The sequence below is a fragment of the Saccharothrix sp. BKS2 genome (assembly GCF_047689505.1).
Lineage (GTDB): Bacteria > Actinomycetota > Actinomycetes > Mycobacteriales > Pseudonocardiaceae > Actinosynnema > Actinosynnema lopnurensis.
This window is the reverse complement of the sequence record NZ_JAUQOL010000001.1, coordinates 492,614-508,721: the sequence shown is the minus strand read 5'-3', so window position 1 is coordinate 508,721 and position 16,108 is coordinate 492,614. Positions and strand designations below refer to the sequence as shown.

Genomic DNA, 16,108 nt, shown 5'->3' with positions numbered 1-16,108 from the left:
GCACCGTGCGTATCGGCGCACCGGGTGGCTGGCTTGAGCCGGTTCACCCGGACGAGGGTCGGGTCACCCGGACGCGGGGCGGGACCGGGCGTCGGGGCGACGGGGCGGGTGACGTGCCGTCCGCGTGGGTCGCCCGGATGGCCCGGTGCGCGTGCGTTTGACTACTCTCAGTAGAGAAACAAGGCGAATGTATCTCAAATCGATGAATTGAGCTGGGCTGATCTGGTGAGAGGTGCTCACCTTCGGTTACTAACCTCGGGTGAACCACGACACCATGAACCACTTCTCCGCCGGCCTCTCCACCCTCGTCATCGCCTACGTCGTCGCCGTCACCGGCTCGCTGATCGGCCTCGCGTGCATGGCCCGCGCGGGCGGCGAGCGCCACAGACCCGCCAAGGTCCGCTGGACCGCGTTCGGCGCGCTCGCCATCGGGGGCATCGCCATCTGGCTGATGCACTTCATCGCCATGCTCGGCTTCGAGATCCCGGGCACCGCGGTCAAGTACTCCGCGCCGCTGACCGCGCTGTCCGCGGTGGTGGCGGTCGTCGTGGTCGGCGGCGGCCTGTCGCTGGTCACCCTGTTCCGCTTCACCCGGATGCGCCTGCTGCTCGCGGGCGTGCTGGCCGGGCTCGGCGTGGCCGGGATGCACTACCTGGGCATGTCGGCGATCCGGTTCAAGGGCGAGATCGCCTACGAGCCGTCGCTGGTGGTGGCCTCCTGCGTGATCGCGGTCGTCGCGGCGACCGCCGCCTTCTGGTTCACCCTGGTGGTCCGCACGCCCGCGGCGAGCGTCGCGGCCGGGTTGATCATGGGCGTGGCGGTCACCGGCATGCACTACACGGGCATGGCCGCGGTGCGGGTCATCGGTGACGAGAGCCTGCCCGCCGCGGCGGGCACCACCGTGTTCGACCTGGTGTTCCCCGTGTTCGTGATCAGCGGCCTGGTGGTGGCGGTGCTGCTGTGGATGCTGTTCACCACCGGTGACGACGCGGTCGGCGAGCCCGCGTGACCGGGTTCCGCCTAGCCTGGGCCCGTGGGGGCAGCCGACGCGGGTGAGGGCAGCTCGGCCGTGGTGCTCGCGGGCGGCCGGGGCAGCAGGCTGGGCGGCGTGGACAAGGCGCTGCTCGTGGTCGACGGGCGCACGCTGCTCGACCGCGTGCTGGAGGCGGTCGGCGGCCCCGGCCGGGCCGTGGTCGTCGGGCCGCGGCGGGACGTGCCCGGGGTGCGCTGGGCCCGGGAGGACCCGCCCGGCGGCGGACCGCTGGCCGGCCTCGCCGCGGGCCTGCGGTGGGTGACGACCGACCTCGTGGTGGTGCTGGCGGTGGACCAGCCGGGCGTCACCCGGGCCACGGTGGACCGGCTGCTGGCCTCGGTCGGCGACACCGGCGCGGTGCTCGTGGACGCCGGCGGCAGGCCCCAGTGGCTGACCGGCGCGTGGCGCGCGGACCGGCTGCGCGCGGCCCTGCCCGCCGACCCGCGCGACGCCTCGGCGAGGTCCGCGCTCGGCCCGCTCGACCCCGTCCTGGTCCCCGCCCTGCCGGGCGAGGCGAGGGACGTCGACACGCCCGCGGACCTCTGAAACCCCGCACGGGCCACCCTTCACAGGGTCCACACCGTCCTCAGGGGAGACTTGGTCACGATCGCGCGATTTTGTCGAGGAGGACCTTTGTCCGAGCCCGCCGCCGAGGCTCCCCACACGCCGGCTCGTGACGCCCAGTTGCTCGAACGCACCGTGTTCGAGGTCAAGCGGGTGATCGTCGGGCAGGACAGGCTGGTCGAGCGGATGCTCGTCGGTCTGCTCGCGAAGGGCCACCTGCTGCTGGAGGGCGTGCCCGGCGTGGCCAAGACGCTGGCCGTGGAGACCTTCGCCACCGTCGTGGGCGGCTCCTTCTCGCGCGTGCAGTTCACCCCCGACCTGGTGCCGGCCGACATCCTCGGCACCCGCATCTACCGCCAGGCCAGCGAGAGCTTCGACGTGGAGCTGGGCCCGGTGGTGGCGAACTTCGTGCTCGCCGACGAGATCAACCGCGCGCCCGCCAAGGTGCAGTCCGCGATGCTGGAGGTCATGGCCGAGCGGCACGTGTCCATCGGCGGCCGGACCTTCCCGATGCCCGACCCGTTCCTGGTGCTGGCCACCCAGAACCCGATCGAGAACGAGGGCGTCTACCCGCTGCCCGAGGCCCAGCGCGACCGGTTCCTGTTCAAGATCCAGGTCGAGTACCCCACGGCCGAGGAGGAGCGGGAGATCGTCTACCGGATGGGCGTCGAGCCCCCGGTGCCCGCACAGGTGCTCGGCCCCGAGGAGCTGGTCCGCCTCCAGGGCGTGGCCTCCCGCGTCTTCGTGCACCACGCGCTGGTCGACTACGTGGTGCGGCTGGTGATCGCCACCCGCGCGCCCAAGGAGCACCAGCTCACCGACGTGGCCGGGTGGGTCGCCTACGGCGCCTCGCCGCGCGCCAGCCTCGGCATCATCGCCGCCGCCCGCGCCCTGGCGCTGGTGCGCGGTCGCGACTACGTGCTGCCGCAGGACGTCGTGGACGTGGTGCCGGACGTGCTGCGCCACCGGCTCGTGCTGTCCTACGACGCGCTGGCCGACGGCGTGCCGCTGGACCACATCATCACCCGCGTGCTCCAGACCGTGCCGCTGCCGCAGGTGTCCGCGCGGCCGTCGGTGCCCCAGCACACGGGCGCGCAACCCACGGGCGCGCAGCCCGCGGGCAGGCCGTGACCGGGTCCGACGACGTCGTGGGACCCGCCGACACCGCCGCCGCGGTCGACCCCGGGGGCGAGACCCCGGGCGACCGGCCGCACTGGGCGCCGCCCTCGCTGCACGGCGGTCGCATGGAAGCGGCGCTGCGCACCCTCGAACTGGACGTCCGCCGCCGGCTCGACGGCCTGCTCCAGGGCAACCACCTGGGCCTGGTCCCCGGCCCGGGGTCCGAGCCCGGCGAGGCCCGGCCCTACCAGCCGGGCGACGACGTGCGGCGGATGGACTGGGCGGTCACCGCCCGCACCACCGTGGCGCACATCCGCGAGACGGTCGCCGACCGCGAGCTGGAGACGTGGCTGGCGATCGACCTGTCCCCGAGCCTGGACTTCGGCACGGCCGCGTGCGAGAAGCGCGACCTGGCGGTCGCCGCGACCGCCGCCGTGGCCCACCTGACGGGCGGCGGCGGCAACCGCATCGGTGCCCTGGTCTCCACCGGCGAACGGCTCGTCCGCATCCCCGCCCGCGGCGGCCTGGCGCACTCGCGCGGCCTGATCCGGCGGGTCGCGGAGACGCCCCGCGCGCCCGAGGGCACCCGGGGCTCGCTGACCGAGGTGGTCGAGCAGCTGCGCCGCCCGCCGCGCCGCCGCGGCCTGGTCGTGGTGATCTCGGACTTCCTCGGCGGCACGGACTGGCAGCGCCCGCTGCGGGCCCTGTCCGCCCGGCACGACCTGGTCGCGGTCGAGGTGGTCGACCCGCGCGACATCGACCTGCCGGAGGTGGGCACGGTCGTGCTGGCCGACCCGGAGTCGGGCCGGCAGCGGGAGGTGGTGGCCTCGCCGCTGCTGCGCCGCGAGTTCGCCGCCGCGGCCGCCGAGCACCGCGCCGAGGTGGCCGCCGGTTTGCGGCGCGCCGGTGCGGGGCACCTGGTGCTGCGCACCGACTCGGACTGGATCGCCGACACGGTGCGCTTCGTGGTCGCCCGCAAGCGCCGCTGGTCGGGAGGTGTGGCCTGATGAGCCTGTCGGGCTTCACCGCGCCGTGGTGGTTCCTGCTGCTGATCGCGGTGGCCGGGCTGGCCGCCGCCTACGTGGTCGTGCAGCGGGTGCTGCGCCGGCGGACGCTGCGGTTCGCCAACCTGCCGATGCTGGAGAAGGTCGCGCCCAAGAAGCAGGGCTGGTACCGGCACGTGCCCGCGGCGCTGCTGATGGTCGCGTTCGTGCTGCTGACCGTGGCGCTGGCCGGGCCGACCGCGGAGCAGAAGGTGCCGCGCAACCGGGCCACCGTGATGCTGGTGATCGACACGTCGCTGTCGATGAAGGCCACCGACGTCAAGCCCTCCCGCCTGGACGCCGCGCAGGTGGCGGCCAAGTCGTTCGCCGACGGGCTCACCCCGGGCATCAACCTGGGCCTGATCTCCTTCGCCGGGTCGGCCACAGTGATGGTCGCGCCGACCACCGACCGGGAGGCGGTCAAGTCGGGCATCGACGGGCTCAAGCTCGCCCAGTCGACCGCGACCGGTGACGCGATCGTGGCGGCGCTGGCGGCGATCGACTCGTTCGGCAAGATCGTCGGCGGCGCGGACGGCCCGCCGCCCGCGCGGGTCGTGCTGATGACCGACGGCAAGGAGACCGTGGGCACGCGCAAGGCGTTCGACGCGGCGGACGACGCGAAGAAGGCGGGCGTGCCGATCTCCACCATCTCCTTCGGCACCGAGGACGGCGTGGTCGAGATCGAGGGCCGGTCCCAGGAGGTGCCGGTGGACGACGACTCCATGAGGGAGATCGCCGAGCTGTCCGGCGGCGAGTTCTTCAAGGCGGCCAGCGCCGAGGAGCTGCGGCGCGTGTACGACACGCTGGGCGAGCAGATCGGCTACGAGAAGAAGCAGGCCGACGCCTCACGGCCGTGGGTGGCCCTCGGCACCGTGCTGGGGCTCCTCGCGGTCGCCGGGGCGCTGCTGTTCGGGCAGCGCCTCCCCTGAACCGGCCGGGTCGCCCGGTGGCGGATCACCGGGCGACCCGGCCACCCACCCCTCCTCAGCCGTGCAGGTCGCGGTACGCGGCGGCGGCGCCGGGGTGCAGCGGCAGCCCCGCCGTTCCGATGAGGCTGCGCACGTCGAGGTACTGGGTGCCCAGCGCCTGCGCCGGCACCAGTTCGGCGGCGCGGGAGACCAGCGTGCGGGTGATCCCGCCGGCCACCGCGTCCGGCAGCCCCGCCCGGCACACCAGCAGGTTCGCCACGCCGATCGTGGGCACCTCGCGGTTGGCCCCGTAGACGTCGACCGGCACCGGGACCTGCTCGTAGACCGAGCCGTGCGCCCGGCGCAGCGCGGGCACCAGCTCGGCCAGCGGCAGCAGGCGGATGCCGCCCAGCTCGGCCAGCCGGGGCGTCGGCACGCCGCCCGACCACAGCAGGGCGTCGACCCGGCCCGCCGCCAGCGCGGGCGCCGCGTCCTCCAGCCGGTGGTGCTCGACCCGGACGTCGCGCAGGCCCAGCGCGGCCAGCATCCGCTCGCCGGACAGCGCCGCGCCCGAGCCCCGCGCGCCCAGCGACACCGTCCGCCCGGCCAGGTCGGCGGCCCGCCGGGCCGGGTCGTCGGCCCGCACCACGAGCTGGAGGTAGTTCTCGTAGACGCGGCCCAGGGCGCGCAGCTCCAGCGCCGGGTCGGCCGCCCGCGCGGAGTCCGCCAGCGCCAGCGCGACCCGCGCGCCGCCGGTGCCCAGCAGCTCCAGGTTCTGCCTGCTGCCCTCGGTCTCCAGCGGGTGGGCCCGCAGCCCGCCCAGCCGGGCCGCGAGCAGGGTGGCGAAGTCGAAGTAGAAGCCGCCGTGCTCGCCGGCGGCGATGACCAGCTCATCGGACGGCTCACCGCCCGTGCAGCCGCTGACCGCCGCGCCGGTGGCGAGCAGGCCCAGCAGGAACGAGCGGCGGGTGACCGGGCGGGGGCTCACAGCAGCGGCTCCAGGGGGAACTCCACCCGGGCGGTCAGGCCGGCGGGCGAGGTCAGCACCAGCCTGCCCTGCCACGCCCGCACCAGCTGGTCGGCGATCGCCAGGCCGAGGCCGGTGCCGGGCCGGTCGGAGCGGCCCCGCCAGAACCGCGAGGTGGCCAGCGCCAGCTCCCGCTCGTCGAGCCCCGGCCCGTCGTCGCGCACCTCGACCCAGCCGGTGCCCGCCGACCGGTCCGCGCCCAGCTCCACCCGGACCGCGCCGCCGTACTTGACCGCGTTGTCCAGCAGCACGTCCAGCACCTGCGCCAGCGCCGACTCGGGGCAGCGCACCAGCACCGCGGGCACGGGCCCGGCGGGCACCGGCACCTGCCAGAACCCGGTGCGGTCCACCACGACCGCGCCCAGGTCGGTCAGGTCGGGCTCGTGCCCGCCCGCCGCCGCCTCGGTCGCGGCGCTCTCCGCCGAGGCGAGCGCGAGCAGGCCGTCCAGCAGGGACTCCAGCCGCTCGATCTCGGCCACCCCCGCCAGGTAGGCGCGCCGCCCGCCGGGCCGCACCTGGTCGCGCAGCGAGTCCACGCGCAGCCGCAGCGCCGCCATCGGGTTGCGCAGCTGGTGCGAGGTGTCCGCGATCAACCGCCGCTGCTGGTCGGCGGCCTCGGTGACGGCGTCGGACATCCGGTTGAACGACTCGGACAGCTCCCGCACCTCCGGCGGCCCGCTGCTGCCCGGCACGTGGGCCCGCCGCTCGCCCGCGGCCACCGCCCGCACCCCGATCGCCAGCTCCGCCAACGGCTTGAGCAGCCACCGCGCCGCGGCCACCGCCAGCAGCACCGAGACCAGGCCCGCGGCCAGCGCGCCGCCCAGCACCCACAGCCACCCCTCGGCCACGTCCGCCGCGGCCCGGTCCACCGACGCCCACAGCACCACCGCGCCCGCCACCCGGGTGCCCGTGCCGACCGGGCGGGCGAACACCACGTGCCCGGACGACCACGGCGTCACCGTCGGCACCGCCCGGACCGGCTGGTTGCGCAGCGCGGCGTCCAGGTCCGGCGCGAGCGCCGGGTCGTCCGCGTCCAGGCCCGCCCGCGCCACCGCCTCGCGGCGGGCGTCCACCACCACGACCGGTTCGCCGTAGAGCTCGAAGTAGGCGGCGACCTCGTCCTCCAGGGCGGTGCTGTCCCCGGCGCCCTCGGCCTGCTGCGCGAGCGCGGTGAACCGGTCGAGGTCGGCGGTGCGGCTGAGCGCGAACCGCTGCGTGCGCTCGGCGGCCGTGGCCGACAGCAGCGGCACGGCGAAGCCGGCCACCGCGGCGGCGGAGAACAGCAGCAGCACGACCAGCAGCCGGCGGCGCACCTACGCCCCGTCCGCGGCCAGCCGGTAGCCGAAGCCCCGGATGGTGGTGATCAGGCCCGGCCGGCCGAGTTTGGCGCGCAACCCCGCCAGGTGCACGTCCAGCGCCCGCGACACGGCCAGGTAGGCGTCGCCCCACACCTCGTCCATGAGCTGCTGGCGGCTCACCGCGGTGCCCGCGCGGCTCGCCAGCACGGCCAGCACGTCGAACTCCTTGGTGGTCAGCGCGACCTCGGCGCCCGCCACGACGACCCGCCTGCCCTCCAGGTCGATCTCCACGTCGCCCACGCGCACCGCGCGGTCCGCGGGCCCGGTGAGGGCGGCGCTGCGGCGGGCCACCGCGTCCATCCGGGCCAGCAGCTCGCCCAGGCGGACCGGCTTGACGAGGTAGTCGTCCGCGCCCAGGCGGAGCCCGCGCACGATCGACCGCTCGTCGCCGCGCGCGGTGAGCACCAGCACCGGCACCGCCGACACCCGGCGCACCTTGCGCAGCACCTCCAGCCCGTCGATGTCGGGCAGGCCCAGGTCGAGCAGCAGCAGGTCGTACTCCCGGTGGGTGAGCAGCGCGTCAGTGCCGCGCGTCACCCGACCGGGTCGGTGGTCGTTCTCCTCCAACGCCTGCACCAGCGCGTCGGCCACGCCGTCGTCGTCCTCGACCAGCAGCACCCGCACCGTGGCCACCCCCTCAGGTTGAGGCGATTATCGCGTTTGAGGTGTAAACAATCCCTGTGAGCATCGACGAGCACGCCCCGGCCGCCCTCTTGGACGAGGCGAGCGAGGCCCTGGAGGAGCTGGCGGGCGTCCTGGCCGACGACCAGTCGCTGGAGGACGTGCTCCAGCAGCTGGCCGAGTCCGCGGCGCGGGTCATCCCCGAGGCGGAGAACGTCGGTGTCACGGTACTCACCCCGGACGGCCCGATCACGGCCGCCGCCACCGACCACGAGGTGGTCTCGGTCGACGCCGACCAGTACGCGGCGGGCGACGGGCCGTGCCTGGAGGCGACGCGGCTGCGCAAGCCCGTGCGCGTCTCGGTCCACGAGGGCCGCGAGCGGTGGCCCGACTTCGCGATCGCGGCCGAGCGCGCGGGCGTGCGGGCGTACCTGTCGGTGCCGATCGTCCTGGCGGAGGAGGACGTGCTCGGGGCGCTCAACATCTACAGCTCCGACGAGCACGCGTTCGACCCGTTCGACGAGGCGCTGCTGCGCCTGTTCGTCACCGCCGCGTCCGCCGCCATCACCGCGTTCCGCCGGTACGAGCGGTCGCGGTCGCTGGTCGAGCACCTCCAGCGGGCGCTGGTCTCGCGCGGGGACATCGACCAGGCCAAGGGCGTGCTCATGGGCGCGTACGGGATCTCCGCCGACGAGGCGTTCGCCCGGCTGGTGACCGAGTCGCAGCAGCACAACACCAAGCTGCGCGAGGTGGCCCGGAACCTGCTGGCGTCCGTGCGAAGACCCTGATCCGCCATTCCCCGACAGATTTCCCGCACTCGCGAGTGCGCGCCACAGCTGTCGTCCGGTCGGTCCGCCGCCCTTTTCGGGGGGGGCGGTGTGGGAATTCCCCGTTCCGGTCCGAGGAGGGGCACGCGCGACACGGGGTGCCACCATCGCCGGCCCGGCCGGAACGCGACGGGGGCCGGTCCACGCGGACCGGCCCCCGTCGCGTTCCGGGGTCAGATTCGGCGTCGGCGCAGGTGGAACACCGTGCCCGCGCCCGCGAGCAGGAGCGCGCCGCCCACGACCAGCAGGCCGCGCACCGAGGCGCCCGTGCTCGCCAGCCCACTGCCGCCGCCGCCGGGGGCGGCCGGTGGGGCGGTGGTCGTGGTGGTGGTCGCGGTGGTCGTGGTCGAGTCGGTGCCCGACGTCGTCGTCCCCGTGGTCGTGCCGCCCGTCGTGGTGGTGGTCGAGTCCGTCGTGGTCGTCGTGCCGGTCCCGCTGGTGGTCGTCGTGGTGGTCGTCTCGTCGGTGGTGGTGGTCGTGGTGGTGGTCGTGGTGCCGCCACCCGGCCGGACGGTGAACCGGTGCAGCAGGGTGTCCTGGTCCGGCTTGAGCACGCACGGCAGCGGGAAGGTGCCCAGGCCGGTGTCCTCGCCCGTGGCGGTCTTCGGGGTCAGGGTGGCCTCGAACGCGCCGACGTGGATGGTGGTGTCGCCCTCGTGGGGCAGGGTCACCGACGGGGCCTCGCCGATCGCCACGGTGTCGAACGGACCCTCCGGCGGCACGTCCGTCCTCGCGATGCCCAGTTCCGGCACGACCTCCAGCTGCGTGCCCGCGTTGTCCACCACCGTGGTCGCCCGCGCCGTGCCCTCCACGGTGGCGGCGCCCACCAGCACCAGGCCCTGCGTGGCCAGCGGCGGCACGGTCGCCGTCGCGGTCACCCGGACCGGCGGCAGCGGCTGCCCGGCCACCGCCTCGTCCGGGCCGGGCAGGTCCTCGGCCACGATCCGCACGCTCATGTCCTGATCGCCGATCAGCGGGAACGGGCAGCTGTAGACCAGCGTGAGGGTCGCCGTCGCGGCGCTGCCGACGCCCGCGCCCAGCAGGGCCGACCCGCCGACCACCGCCGCGCAGAGGCCGAGCGCCGCCACCCGGAGCCTTGATCCCATGAACCCTCCCCGAAAGCGCGAAACAACACCTACCGGCGGGTAAGGTATCTTTACCGGATAGGCGCGGCAAGTATTCTCACGCTCCCCACAAAAGCTGTTGCGGCAGTTGTCACGGGGGTGACAAATAAATTGTCCGCGCTTGTGCGCGCCCGGTTCCCGGAAGTAGTTTCGGGGAATGGGTGGAGGCGGGCGGTGAGGATCGCGGCGCTCCTGGTCGCGCTCGTCGCGCTGCTGGGCGCGGCGCCGGCGTCCGCCCCCGCGCGGCCGGCGGGCGGGGTCCCGGTGCGCGCAGCCGGCGGGGCGGCGGCCGCGGCCGCGCAGCCCGGCACGACCATCACCATCACCTACCGGGTCGACGCGGTGACCCGGATCGCCAAGCTCGGCTCCGACCTCGCCGTCGGCCCCGGCCGGCTGGTCGTCGACATCGACCTGGTCAACGGCACCATCATCGGCGACCTGTGGCTGCCGCCCGCCCCCGGCTACTTCGTCGTCTTCGGCTTCGTGCCCACCACGGCGCGCACCGACCTGATCCCGGCGGCCAAGGTCACCGGCACCATCGAGGCCGGCGAGATCAAGGCCCACGCCCTGGTCGACATCGGGCTGGCCGAGGTGGTGGTGGACCGGCAGCCGCTCGACGTCGGGCCGGGCTGCCGGACCGACGTGCCCGCGTCGCTCCACGTCGAGGGTCCCTTCGACCTGGCGGCGACCGTGCTGGAGGGCGTCTACGAGATCCCCGCGTTCGACGGGTGCCGGGGCCGGGAGCGGCTGGACCCGCTGATGACCGGCCTGATCTCCGGTCCGGGCAACGCGATCGAGCTCACGCTGACCGCGGTCCCGCAGCTCCCGGTGACCCCGCCGGGCCCGGAGACCCTCCCGCCGGCCTCACCGGACCCGCCGACCTCACCGGTCCCGCAGGCCCCGCCGGCTCCGCAGGCCCCGCCGACCCCGTCGGTCCCGTGAGCAGCCGCAGCGCCCGCAGCGCGATGCCCATGTCGAACAATGCGTCCGGGTCGTGCAGCCTCGCCCCGAACAGCTCCTCCAGCTGCCGCAGGCGGTAGCGCACGGTCTGCGGGTGCACCGCGAGGCTCGACGCGACCTCCGGCGCGCTGCCCCGGGTCTCCACCCACGCGGTCATCGTCTCCAGCATCCGCTGCTGCTGCTTGGGCGTCAGCCCCTCCAGCGGCGCCAGCGCCCGCTTGACCAGCTCGCGCACCAGGTCCTCGTCGCCGAGCAGCAGCAGCGTGGACAGGTGCTCGGTGGTGTCCACGATGGGCCGGTCCCGGATCACCCCGGACTGGATCAGCGTGATCGCCCGGCGCGCCCAGCGCAGCGACTGCCGCGCCGACCCCAGCGGCACCAGCGGGCCGACCGCCGCGCGCCACCCGCCGAGCTTGTGCTCCAGCGCCACCAGCTGCCGCTCGGGATCGGTGAGCAGCAGGCACGGCTCGCCGCCCTCCAGGTCCATCAGGACGTCCTCGTGCAGCGCCGGGATCGGCAGCTGGTGCTGGTCGGTGCGCCGCTCCAGGGCCACCACGAGCACCCGGTCCGGCAGCGGCCAGCGCGCCGCCTCGGCCAGCTCCGCCACCGCGTTCGGGTGGTAGCCGGGCTCGCCGAGGATCAGCTCCAGCAGCCGCTTGCGCCGCCGCTCCAGCGCGCCCGCGTGCCGGGCCTGCGCCTCGGCGTAGCCCTCCATCGAGCGCAGCGACAGCTCGTCGATGTAGGCGAAGATCGCCTCCGCGATCAGGCACATGGTGGCCAGCGGCACCCGCTCGGTCTGGCCGAACTCCGAGATCCGCCGCCACGCCACGCGCGCGCCGATCCGGTAGGCGGTCTGGAGCAGGTCCAGGCTCCGCCCCGCGCTCACCTCCAGCTTGCCCAGCAACCGGAACAGCTTCGCGCGGTCCTCCCGTTCCGCGGTCGGGTCCACCATCCGGTCGATGAACTGGTGGATCGCCTGCTCCACGCCCTCGACCACCACCTGGCCGAACATGCCCTCCAGCTTTTGCGAGTACTCCGCGATCTGGTGCTGGATCTCCCGCACCATGTCGACCGCGACATCACCGGCCCGCGCCCGGAACTTCGGCGCGAGTTCGGCCGGCAACCGTTCCCACAGGTGCGTGTCCCCGATCGGTGGTAACTCGGCCGACGGGAGTTCCCGGGTTCTGTTCATGCTGCTCACCCTCACCAGACGACGGGTTTCGCTCCGACGACATTGGTAGCCGCACGGATCGCGGGGGCGCCAGGGCGGGAAGGACTTTTTGTATCCCCGTGAGTGTTCCGGATCAGGTTCTTGTCACGGCCTTGACAAAGGATCACCATTGCTTGTGCGCTACTGCGGCGATGCGTAACGTACCGGCCGGTAATGTTGTTCCGGCAATTCACCGAAACTCCCCGGAGAATACTCGTGGTAGTGCGGCGTCGGGTGCTGGGGCTGCTGTTCGCGGCCCTGCTGGTCGCGTTGTGCGGCCTGTCGGTGGCGACCTACCGGAAGGCGTTCACACCCCGGGTGGGCGTGCTGCTGCGCACCGACCACGTCGGCAACCAGCTCCAGGCCGAGTCCGACGTGAAGCTGCTCGGCGTGCGGGTCGGGGAGGTGCGCGCGGTCCGCTCCCGCGGCGGCGGCGCCGAGGTGGAGCTGGGTCTCGACCCCGACCTGGTGGACCGCGTGCCGGCGAACGTGTCCGCGCGCCTGCTGCCCAAGACGCTGTTCGGCGAGCGGTTCGTCAGCCTGGAGCCGCCCGCGGACCCGGTGGGCGCGCTCGGCGAGGGCGACGTGATCGAGCAGGACCGCACGTCCACCGCGATCGAGCTGGAGCGCGTGCTCGCCGACCTGATGCCGACCCTCCAGGCCGTGCGGCCGGACAAGCTCGCCGCCGCGCTCACCTCGGTGGCCCGCGCGCTCGACGGCCGCGGCGAGGACCTGGGGCGCACCATCGTCCGGCTCGACGCCTACCTGCGCGAGCTCAACCCGGAGCTGCCCGTGCTCAGGGAGGGCATCACCAGGTTCGCCGACGTGGCCGACGTGTACGCCGACGCCGGGCCGGACCTGGTCCGGGCGCTGCGGGACGCCACCGAGGTCAGCCGCACCGTCGCCGAGCAGCGCGCCGACCTCGACGCCGTCTACGCGAACCTGACCACGGCCTCGGCCGACCTGACCGGCTTCCTGACCGACCACGGCGGGACGGTCGTGGACCTGGCCGACCGGTCGCGGTCCTCGCTGGAGCTGCTGGCGACCTACTCGCCGGAGTTCCCGTGCGTGCTCAACGCCGTCAACGCGCTGCGGCCGAGGGTGGACGAGGTGCTCGGCAAGGGCACCGACCAGCCCGGCGTGCACGCGCGGGTCACCATCGTGCCGCCGGGGCGGGAGTACGTGCCGGGGCGCGACGAGCCGGTGGTCCGCCGGGGCGGCGCGCCGCACTGCCCGGCCGGCCCCGTCCGGGCGGTCGCGCCCGACCGGGTGCCCGGCTGGGCGGGCCTGCTCATGGGTGTCCGATGAGGGGTGTCCGATGAAGGGGATCGCCGCGCCGCTGACCAAGTTCCTGGTGTTCGTCGTCGTCACGGTCGCCGCCACCGGTTTCCTGGCCGCGACCATCGCGGGCAGCCGGGTGGGCGACGGGGACCGCTACGTCGCGCGCTTCACCGACGTGACCGCGCTGGCCGAGGGCGACGACGTCCGGATGTCCGGCGTGAAGATCGGCCAGGTCGAGTCGATGGAGCTGGTCGACGACGAGCTGGTGGACGTGGAGTTCTCGGTCGCGCGGGACCGCTCGCTGGCCGCCGGCGTCACCGCCGCGATCAAGTACCGCAACCTGGTCGGCCAGCGGTACGTCTCGCTCGACCAGCCCGCCGGGTCGATCGCGGCGGAGCTGCCGCCCGGCGGCCTCATCCCGGTCGAGCGCACCACGCCGGCGCTCGACCTGACCGCCCTGTTCAACGGGTTCGAGCCGCTGTTCCAGGCGCTGAACCCGGACGACGTCAACCGGCTGTCCCACGAGATCGTCCAGGTGCTCCAGGGCGAGGGCGGCACGGTGGAGGACCTGCTCGCCCACACCGCGTCGCTGACCACCGCGCTGGCGGCGAAGGACGACGTGATCGGCCGGGTCGTGACCAACCTGAACGCCGTGCTGGAGACGGTCGGCTCCCGCGACGACCGGCTGGACTCGCTGCTGGGCTCGCTGCGGCGGCTCGTGTCCGGGTTCGCCGCCGACCGGCGGCCGATCGGCAACGCGATCGCCGGCCTGGCCGAGCTGAGCGGGAGCACCGCGTCCCTGCTGGAGCAGGGGCGGCAGCCGCTCAAGGACGACATCGCCCACCTCGGGCTGCTCGCGGGCACCCTGGGCGGCGCGCCCGAGCTGGAGCCGTTCGTGCGCAACCTGCCGGTGAAGCTGGAGGCCGTCGGCCGCACCGCGTCCTACGGCTCCTGGCTCAACTTCTACCTGTGCTTCGCCTCCTCCGAGGCCGAGCCCGCCCCCGGCGGACCGCCCGTGGGCATCCCCGTCACCGAATCGAGGTGTCGCCGATGACGCGCAGACCGGTGCTGCTGGGGGCCGTGGGGCTCCTGGTCGTGGCCGTGACCGCCGTGCTCACCTTCTTCCTGGAGGACCTGCCCTTCTTCGGCGGCGGCGAGCGGCACGCGGCGGACTTCACCGAGGCGGCCGGGCTGCGGGTGGACGACGAGGTGCGCGTGGCGGGCCTGAAGGTCGGCGAGGTGACCGGGGTCGGGCTGCGCGAGGGCCGGGTGCGGGTGGCGTTCCGGGTCTCCGGCGTGCGGCTGGGCGACCGCAGCCGCGCCGAGATCAAGATCAAGACCCTGCTGGGGCAGAAGTACCTGGCGGTGGACCCCGAGGGCCGCGACCCGCTCACCGGCCCCATCCCGGTGGAGCGCACCACCTCGCCCTACGACGTGGTCGAGGCGTTCAACGGCCTGGCGGACACGGTGGACCGGATCGACACCGACCAGCTCGCGCAGAGCTTCCAGGTGCTGTCCGACACCTTCCGCGACTCGCCGCAGCACGTGAAGCAGGCCCTGGAGGGCCTGTCCGCGCTGTCGCGGACCGTCTCCTCCCGGGACGAGGAGCTGGCGTCGCTGCTGGCGGGCGCGAACCGGGTCAGCGGCGTGCTGGCCGAGCGCAACGAGGACTTCGCCGCGCTGATCACCGACGGCAACCTGCTGCTGGAGGAGATCGCCCACCGCCGGGACGCCATCGCGCGGCTGCTCGACGGCACCCGCGCGCTGTCCGAGCAGCTCTCCGGCCTGGTCGCGGACAACCAGGAGCAGCTGGGGCCGGCCCTGGAGCAGCTGGAGCGCGTCACCGACGTGCTGCGGCGCAACCAGGAGGCGTTCGACCGCGGGCTGGCCCTGGCCGGGCCCTACTACCGGCTGCTGAACAACTCGCTGGGCAACGGCCGGTGGGTCGACACCTACGTGTGCGGGCTCGTCGTCACGCCCGGTCAGGACCGGCGCGACTGCCCGCCGGGAGGCCGCTGATGTTCATCCGGACCAGGGGCGGGCGGCGGCTCGTCGTCGCGCTCGCCCAGGGGCTCGTGCTGGTGCTCGTCGCCACCGCCGCGGTGTGGTGGGTGTTCCTGCGCCCCGCCACCACCCGGATCACCGCGTACTTCACCGCTGCCGTGGGCGTGTACGAGGGGTCGGACGTGCGGGTGCTCGGCGTGCGGGTCGGCGAGGTGGTCGGCGTGGTGCCCGGGGCCGAGGCGGTGCGCGTCGAGCTGGAGCTGGACCACGGCGTGGACGTGCCCGCCGACGCCCGCGCCGTCGTGGTCGCGCCCGACGTCGTGGCCGACCGGTACGTGCAGCTCACGCCCGTCTACACCGGGGGCGCCACGCTCGCGCCCGGCGCGGTCCTGCCCAGCGCCCGCACCGCGGGCACCGTCGAGCTGGACGAGCTGTACCGGAGCCTGGACGCGCTGCTGACCGCGCTGGGCCCGAACGGCGCCAACCGCGCGGGCGCGCTGTCGGACCTGCTGACCACCGGCGCGGCGAACCTCGACGGCACGGGCGGCGCGGTCAACGAGTCGATCCGGCGGCTCGCCGACGCGGCCCGCACGCTGGCCGGGTCGCGGGACGACCTGTTCGGCACCGTGGACCACCTCCAGTCGTTCACCTCGCTGCTGGCCGCGAACGACGAGCAGGTGGGGCGGCTGGCCGACCAGCTGGCCGACGTGTCCGGGTTCTTCGCCGCCGAGCGGGACGACCTCGCGGCGGCGCTGGGGGAGCTGGCCGGCGCGCTGGAGGGCGTCAGGGCGTTCGTGCGCGACAACCGCGACCGGGTGCGGTCCGGGGTGGCGGACCTGGCGGTGCTGACCGGTTCCCTGGCGCGGCAGCGCGAGTCGCTGGCCGAGGTGCTGGAGGTGGCGCCGGTGGCGCTGCACAACGTGATCGCGGCCTACGACCCGTCGACCGGGACGCTGAACGCGCGGGCGAACCTGGACGAGTTCGTGACCGACCTGCTGAGCGTGCCGGGGGGTGCCCGGTGAGGGGGTC

At 74.5% G+C, this 16,108-nt stretch carries 15 protein-coding genes; 10 read left to right on the top strand and 5 right to left on the bottom strand.

Translation table 11 applies throughout. The annotated features are described in order from the left end of the window. Positions 1 to 259: 259 nt before the first annotated feature. From Q5530_RS01740 to Q5530_RS01720, 5 genes are all read left to right on the top strand, one after another. Positions 260 to 1,009, top strand: coding sequence for an MHYT domain-containing protein (locus Q5530_RS01740; RefSeq protein WP_415360221.1), 750 nt, complete (start codon positions 260 to 262; stop codon positions 1,007 to 1,009). Between the two features lie 24 nt (positions 1,010 to 1,033). Further along, positions 1,034 to 1,579 (top strand): molybdenum cofactor guanylyltransferase, encoded by a 546-nt coding sequence (locus tag Q5530_RS01735; RefSeq protein ID WP_415360220.1) that lies wholly within the window; start codon positions 1,034 to 1,036, stop codon positions 1,577 to 1,579. A gap of 87 nt (positions 1,580 to 1,666) precedes the next feature. Then, on the top strand, positions 1,667 to 2,728 hold the full coding sequence (locus Q5530_RS01730) for an AAA family ATPase (RefSeq protein ID WP_415360219.1): 1,062 nt from the start codon (positions 1,667 to 1,669) through the stop codon (positions 2,726 to 2,728). A 113-nt stretch (positions 2,729 to 2,841) separates the two neighbouring features. Continuing rightward, a complete protein-coding gene (locus Q5530_RS01725) occupies positions 2,842 to 3,723 on the top strand; it encodes a DUF58 domain-containing protein (protein ID WP_415360448.1) in 882 nt (293 codons plus the stop codon). Then, the gene (locus Q5530_RS01720) at positions 3,723 to 4,688 is read left to right on the top strand and encodes a VWA domain-containing protein (RefSeq protein ID WP_380633653.1); all 966 of its coding nucleotides are present in this window, start codon (positions 3,723 to 3,725) and stop codon (positions 4,686 to 4,688) included. The genes Q5530_RS01725 and Q5530_RS01720 overlap by 1 nt, the downstream gene beginning before the upstream one ends. Positions 4,689 to 4,743: 55 nt before the next feature. Here Q5530_RS01720 and Q5530_RS01715 read toward each other — a convergent pair whose 3' ends face one another. Genes Q5530_RS01715 through Q5530_RS01705 form a run of 3 tightly spaced genes read right to left on the bottom strand, consistent with a single transcriptional unit; the run spans position 4,744 to position 7,676 of the window. After that, positions 4,744 to 5,655: a TAXI family TRAP transporter solute-binding subunit gene (locus Q5530_RS01715; protein WP_415360217.1), complete on the bottom strand. Its 912-nt coding sequence runs from the start codon at positions 5,653 to 5,655 to the stop codon at positions 4,744 to 4,746. Further along, the gene (locus Q5530_RS01710) at positions 5,652 to 7,007 is read right to left on the bottom strand and encodes an ATP-binding protein (RefSeq protein WP_415360215.1); all 1,356 of its coding nucleotides are present in this window, start codon (positions 7,005 to 7,007) and stop codon (positions 5,652 to 5,654) included. Before Q5530_RS01710 ends, Q5530_RS01715 begins: the two co-directional genes overlap by 4 nt. After that, positions 7,008 to 7,676: a response regulator transcription factor gene (locus Q5530_RS01705; RefSeq protein WP_415360447.1), complete on the bottom strand. Its 669-nt coding sequence runs from the start codon at positions 7,674 to 7,676 to the stop codon at positions 7,008 to 7,010. A 56-nt stretch (positions 7,677 to 7,732) separates the two neighbouring features. On the opposite strand from Q5530_RS01705, the gene Q5530_RS01700 reads away from it, so the two are divergent. Beyond that, positions 7,733 to 8,461: an ANTAR domain-containing protein gene (locus Q5530_RS01700; RefSeq protein ID WP_415360213.1), complete on the top strand. Its 729-nt coding sequence runs from the start codon at positions 7,733 to 7,735 to the stop codon at positions 8,459 to 8,461. Between the two features lie 212 nt (positions 8,462 to 8,673). Here Q5530_RS01700 and Q5530_RS01695 read toward each other — a convergent pair whose 3' ends face one another. Further along, positions 8,674 to 9,606, bottom strand: coding sequence for a DUF6801 domain-containing protein (locus tag Q5530_RS01695; protein ID WP_415360212.1), 933 nt, complete (start codon positions 9,604 to 9,606; stop codon positions 8,674 to 8,676). Between the two features lie 817 nt (positions 9,607 to 10,423). Further along, positions 10,424 to 11,776 carry a helix-turn-helix domain-containing protein gene (locus Q5530_RS01690; RefSeq protein WP_415360210.1) on the bottom strand — a complete coding sequence of 451 codons (1,353 nt, stop codon included), beginning with the start codon at positions 11,774 to 11,776 and terminating at the stop codon, positions 10,424 to 10,426. A gap of 240 nt (positions 11,777 to 12,016) precedes the next feature. Here Q5530_RS01690 and Q5530_RS01685 point away from each other — a divergent pair, with 240 nt between their 5' ends. Genes Q5530_RS01685 through Q5530_RS01670 form a run of 4 tightly spaced genes read left to right on the top strand, consistent with a single transcriptional unit; the run spans position 12,017 to position 16,101 of the window. Then, positions 12,017 to 13,102 (top strand): MCE family protein, encoded by a 1,086-nt coding sequence (locus tag Q5530_RS01685; RefSeq protein WP_415360208.1) that lies wholly within the window; start codon positions 12,017 to 12,019, stop codon positions 13,100 to 13,102. Positions 13,103 to 13,112: 10 nt separating this feature from the next. Next, positions 13,113 to 14,129: an MCE family protein gene (locus Q5530_RS01680; protein WP_380633666.1), complete on the top strand. Its 1,017-nt coding sequence runs from the start codon at positions 13,113 to 13,115 to the stop codon at positions 14,127 to 14,129. Then, positions 14,126 to 15,094 carry an MCE family protein gene (locus Q5530_RS01675; protein WP_415360205.1) on the top strand — a complete coding sequence of 323 codons (969 nt, stop codon included), beginning with the start codon at positions 14,126 to 14,128 and terminating at the stop codon, positions 15,092 to 15,094. The genes Q5530_RS01680 and Q5530_RS01675 overlap by 4 nt, the downstream gene beginning before the upstream one ends. Beyond that, positions 15,094 to 16,101: an MCE family protein gene (locus Q5530_RS01670; protein WP_415360204.1), complete on the top strand. Its 1,008-nt coding sequence runs from the start codon at positions 15,094 to 15,096 to the stop codon at positions 16,099 to 16,101. Before Q5530_RS01675 ends, Q5530_RS01670 begins: the two co-directional genes overlap by 1 nt. The last annotated feature ends 7 nt before the right edge of the window (positions 16,102 to 16,108 follow it).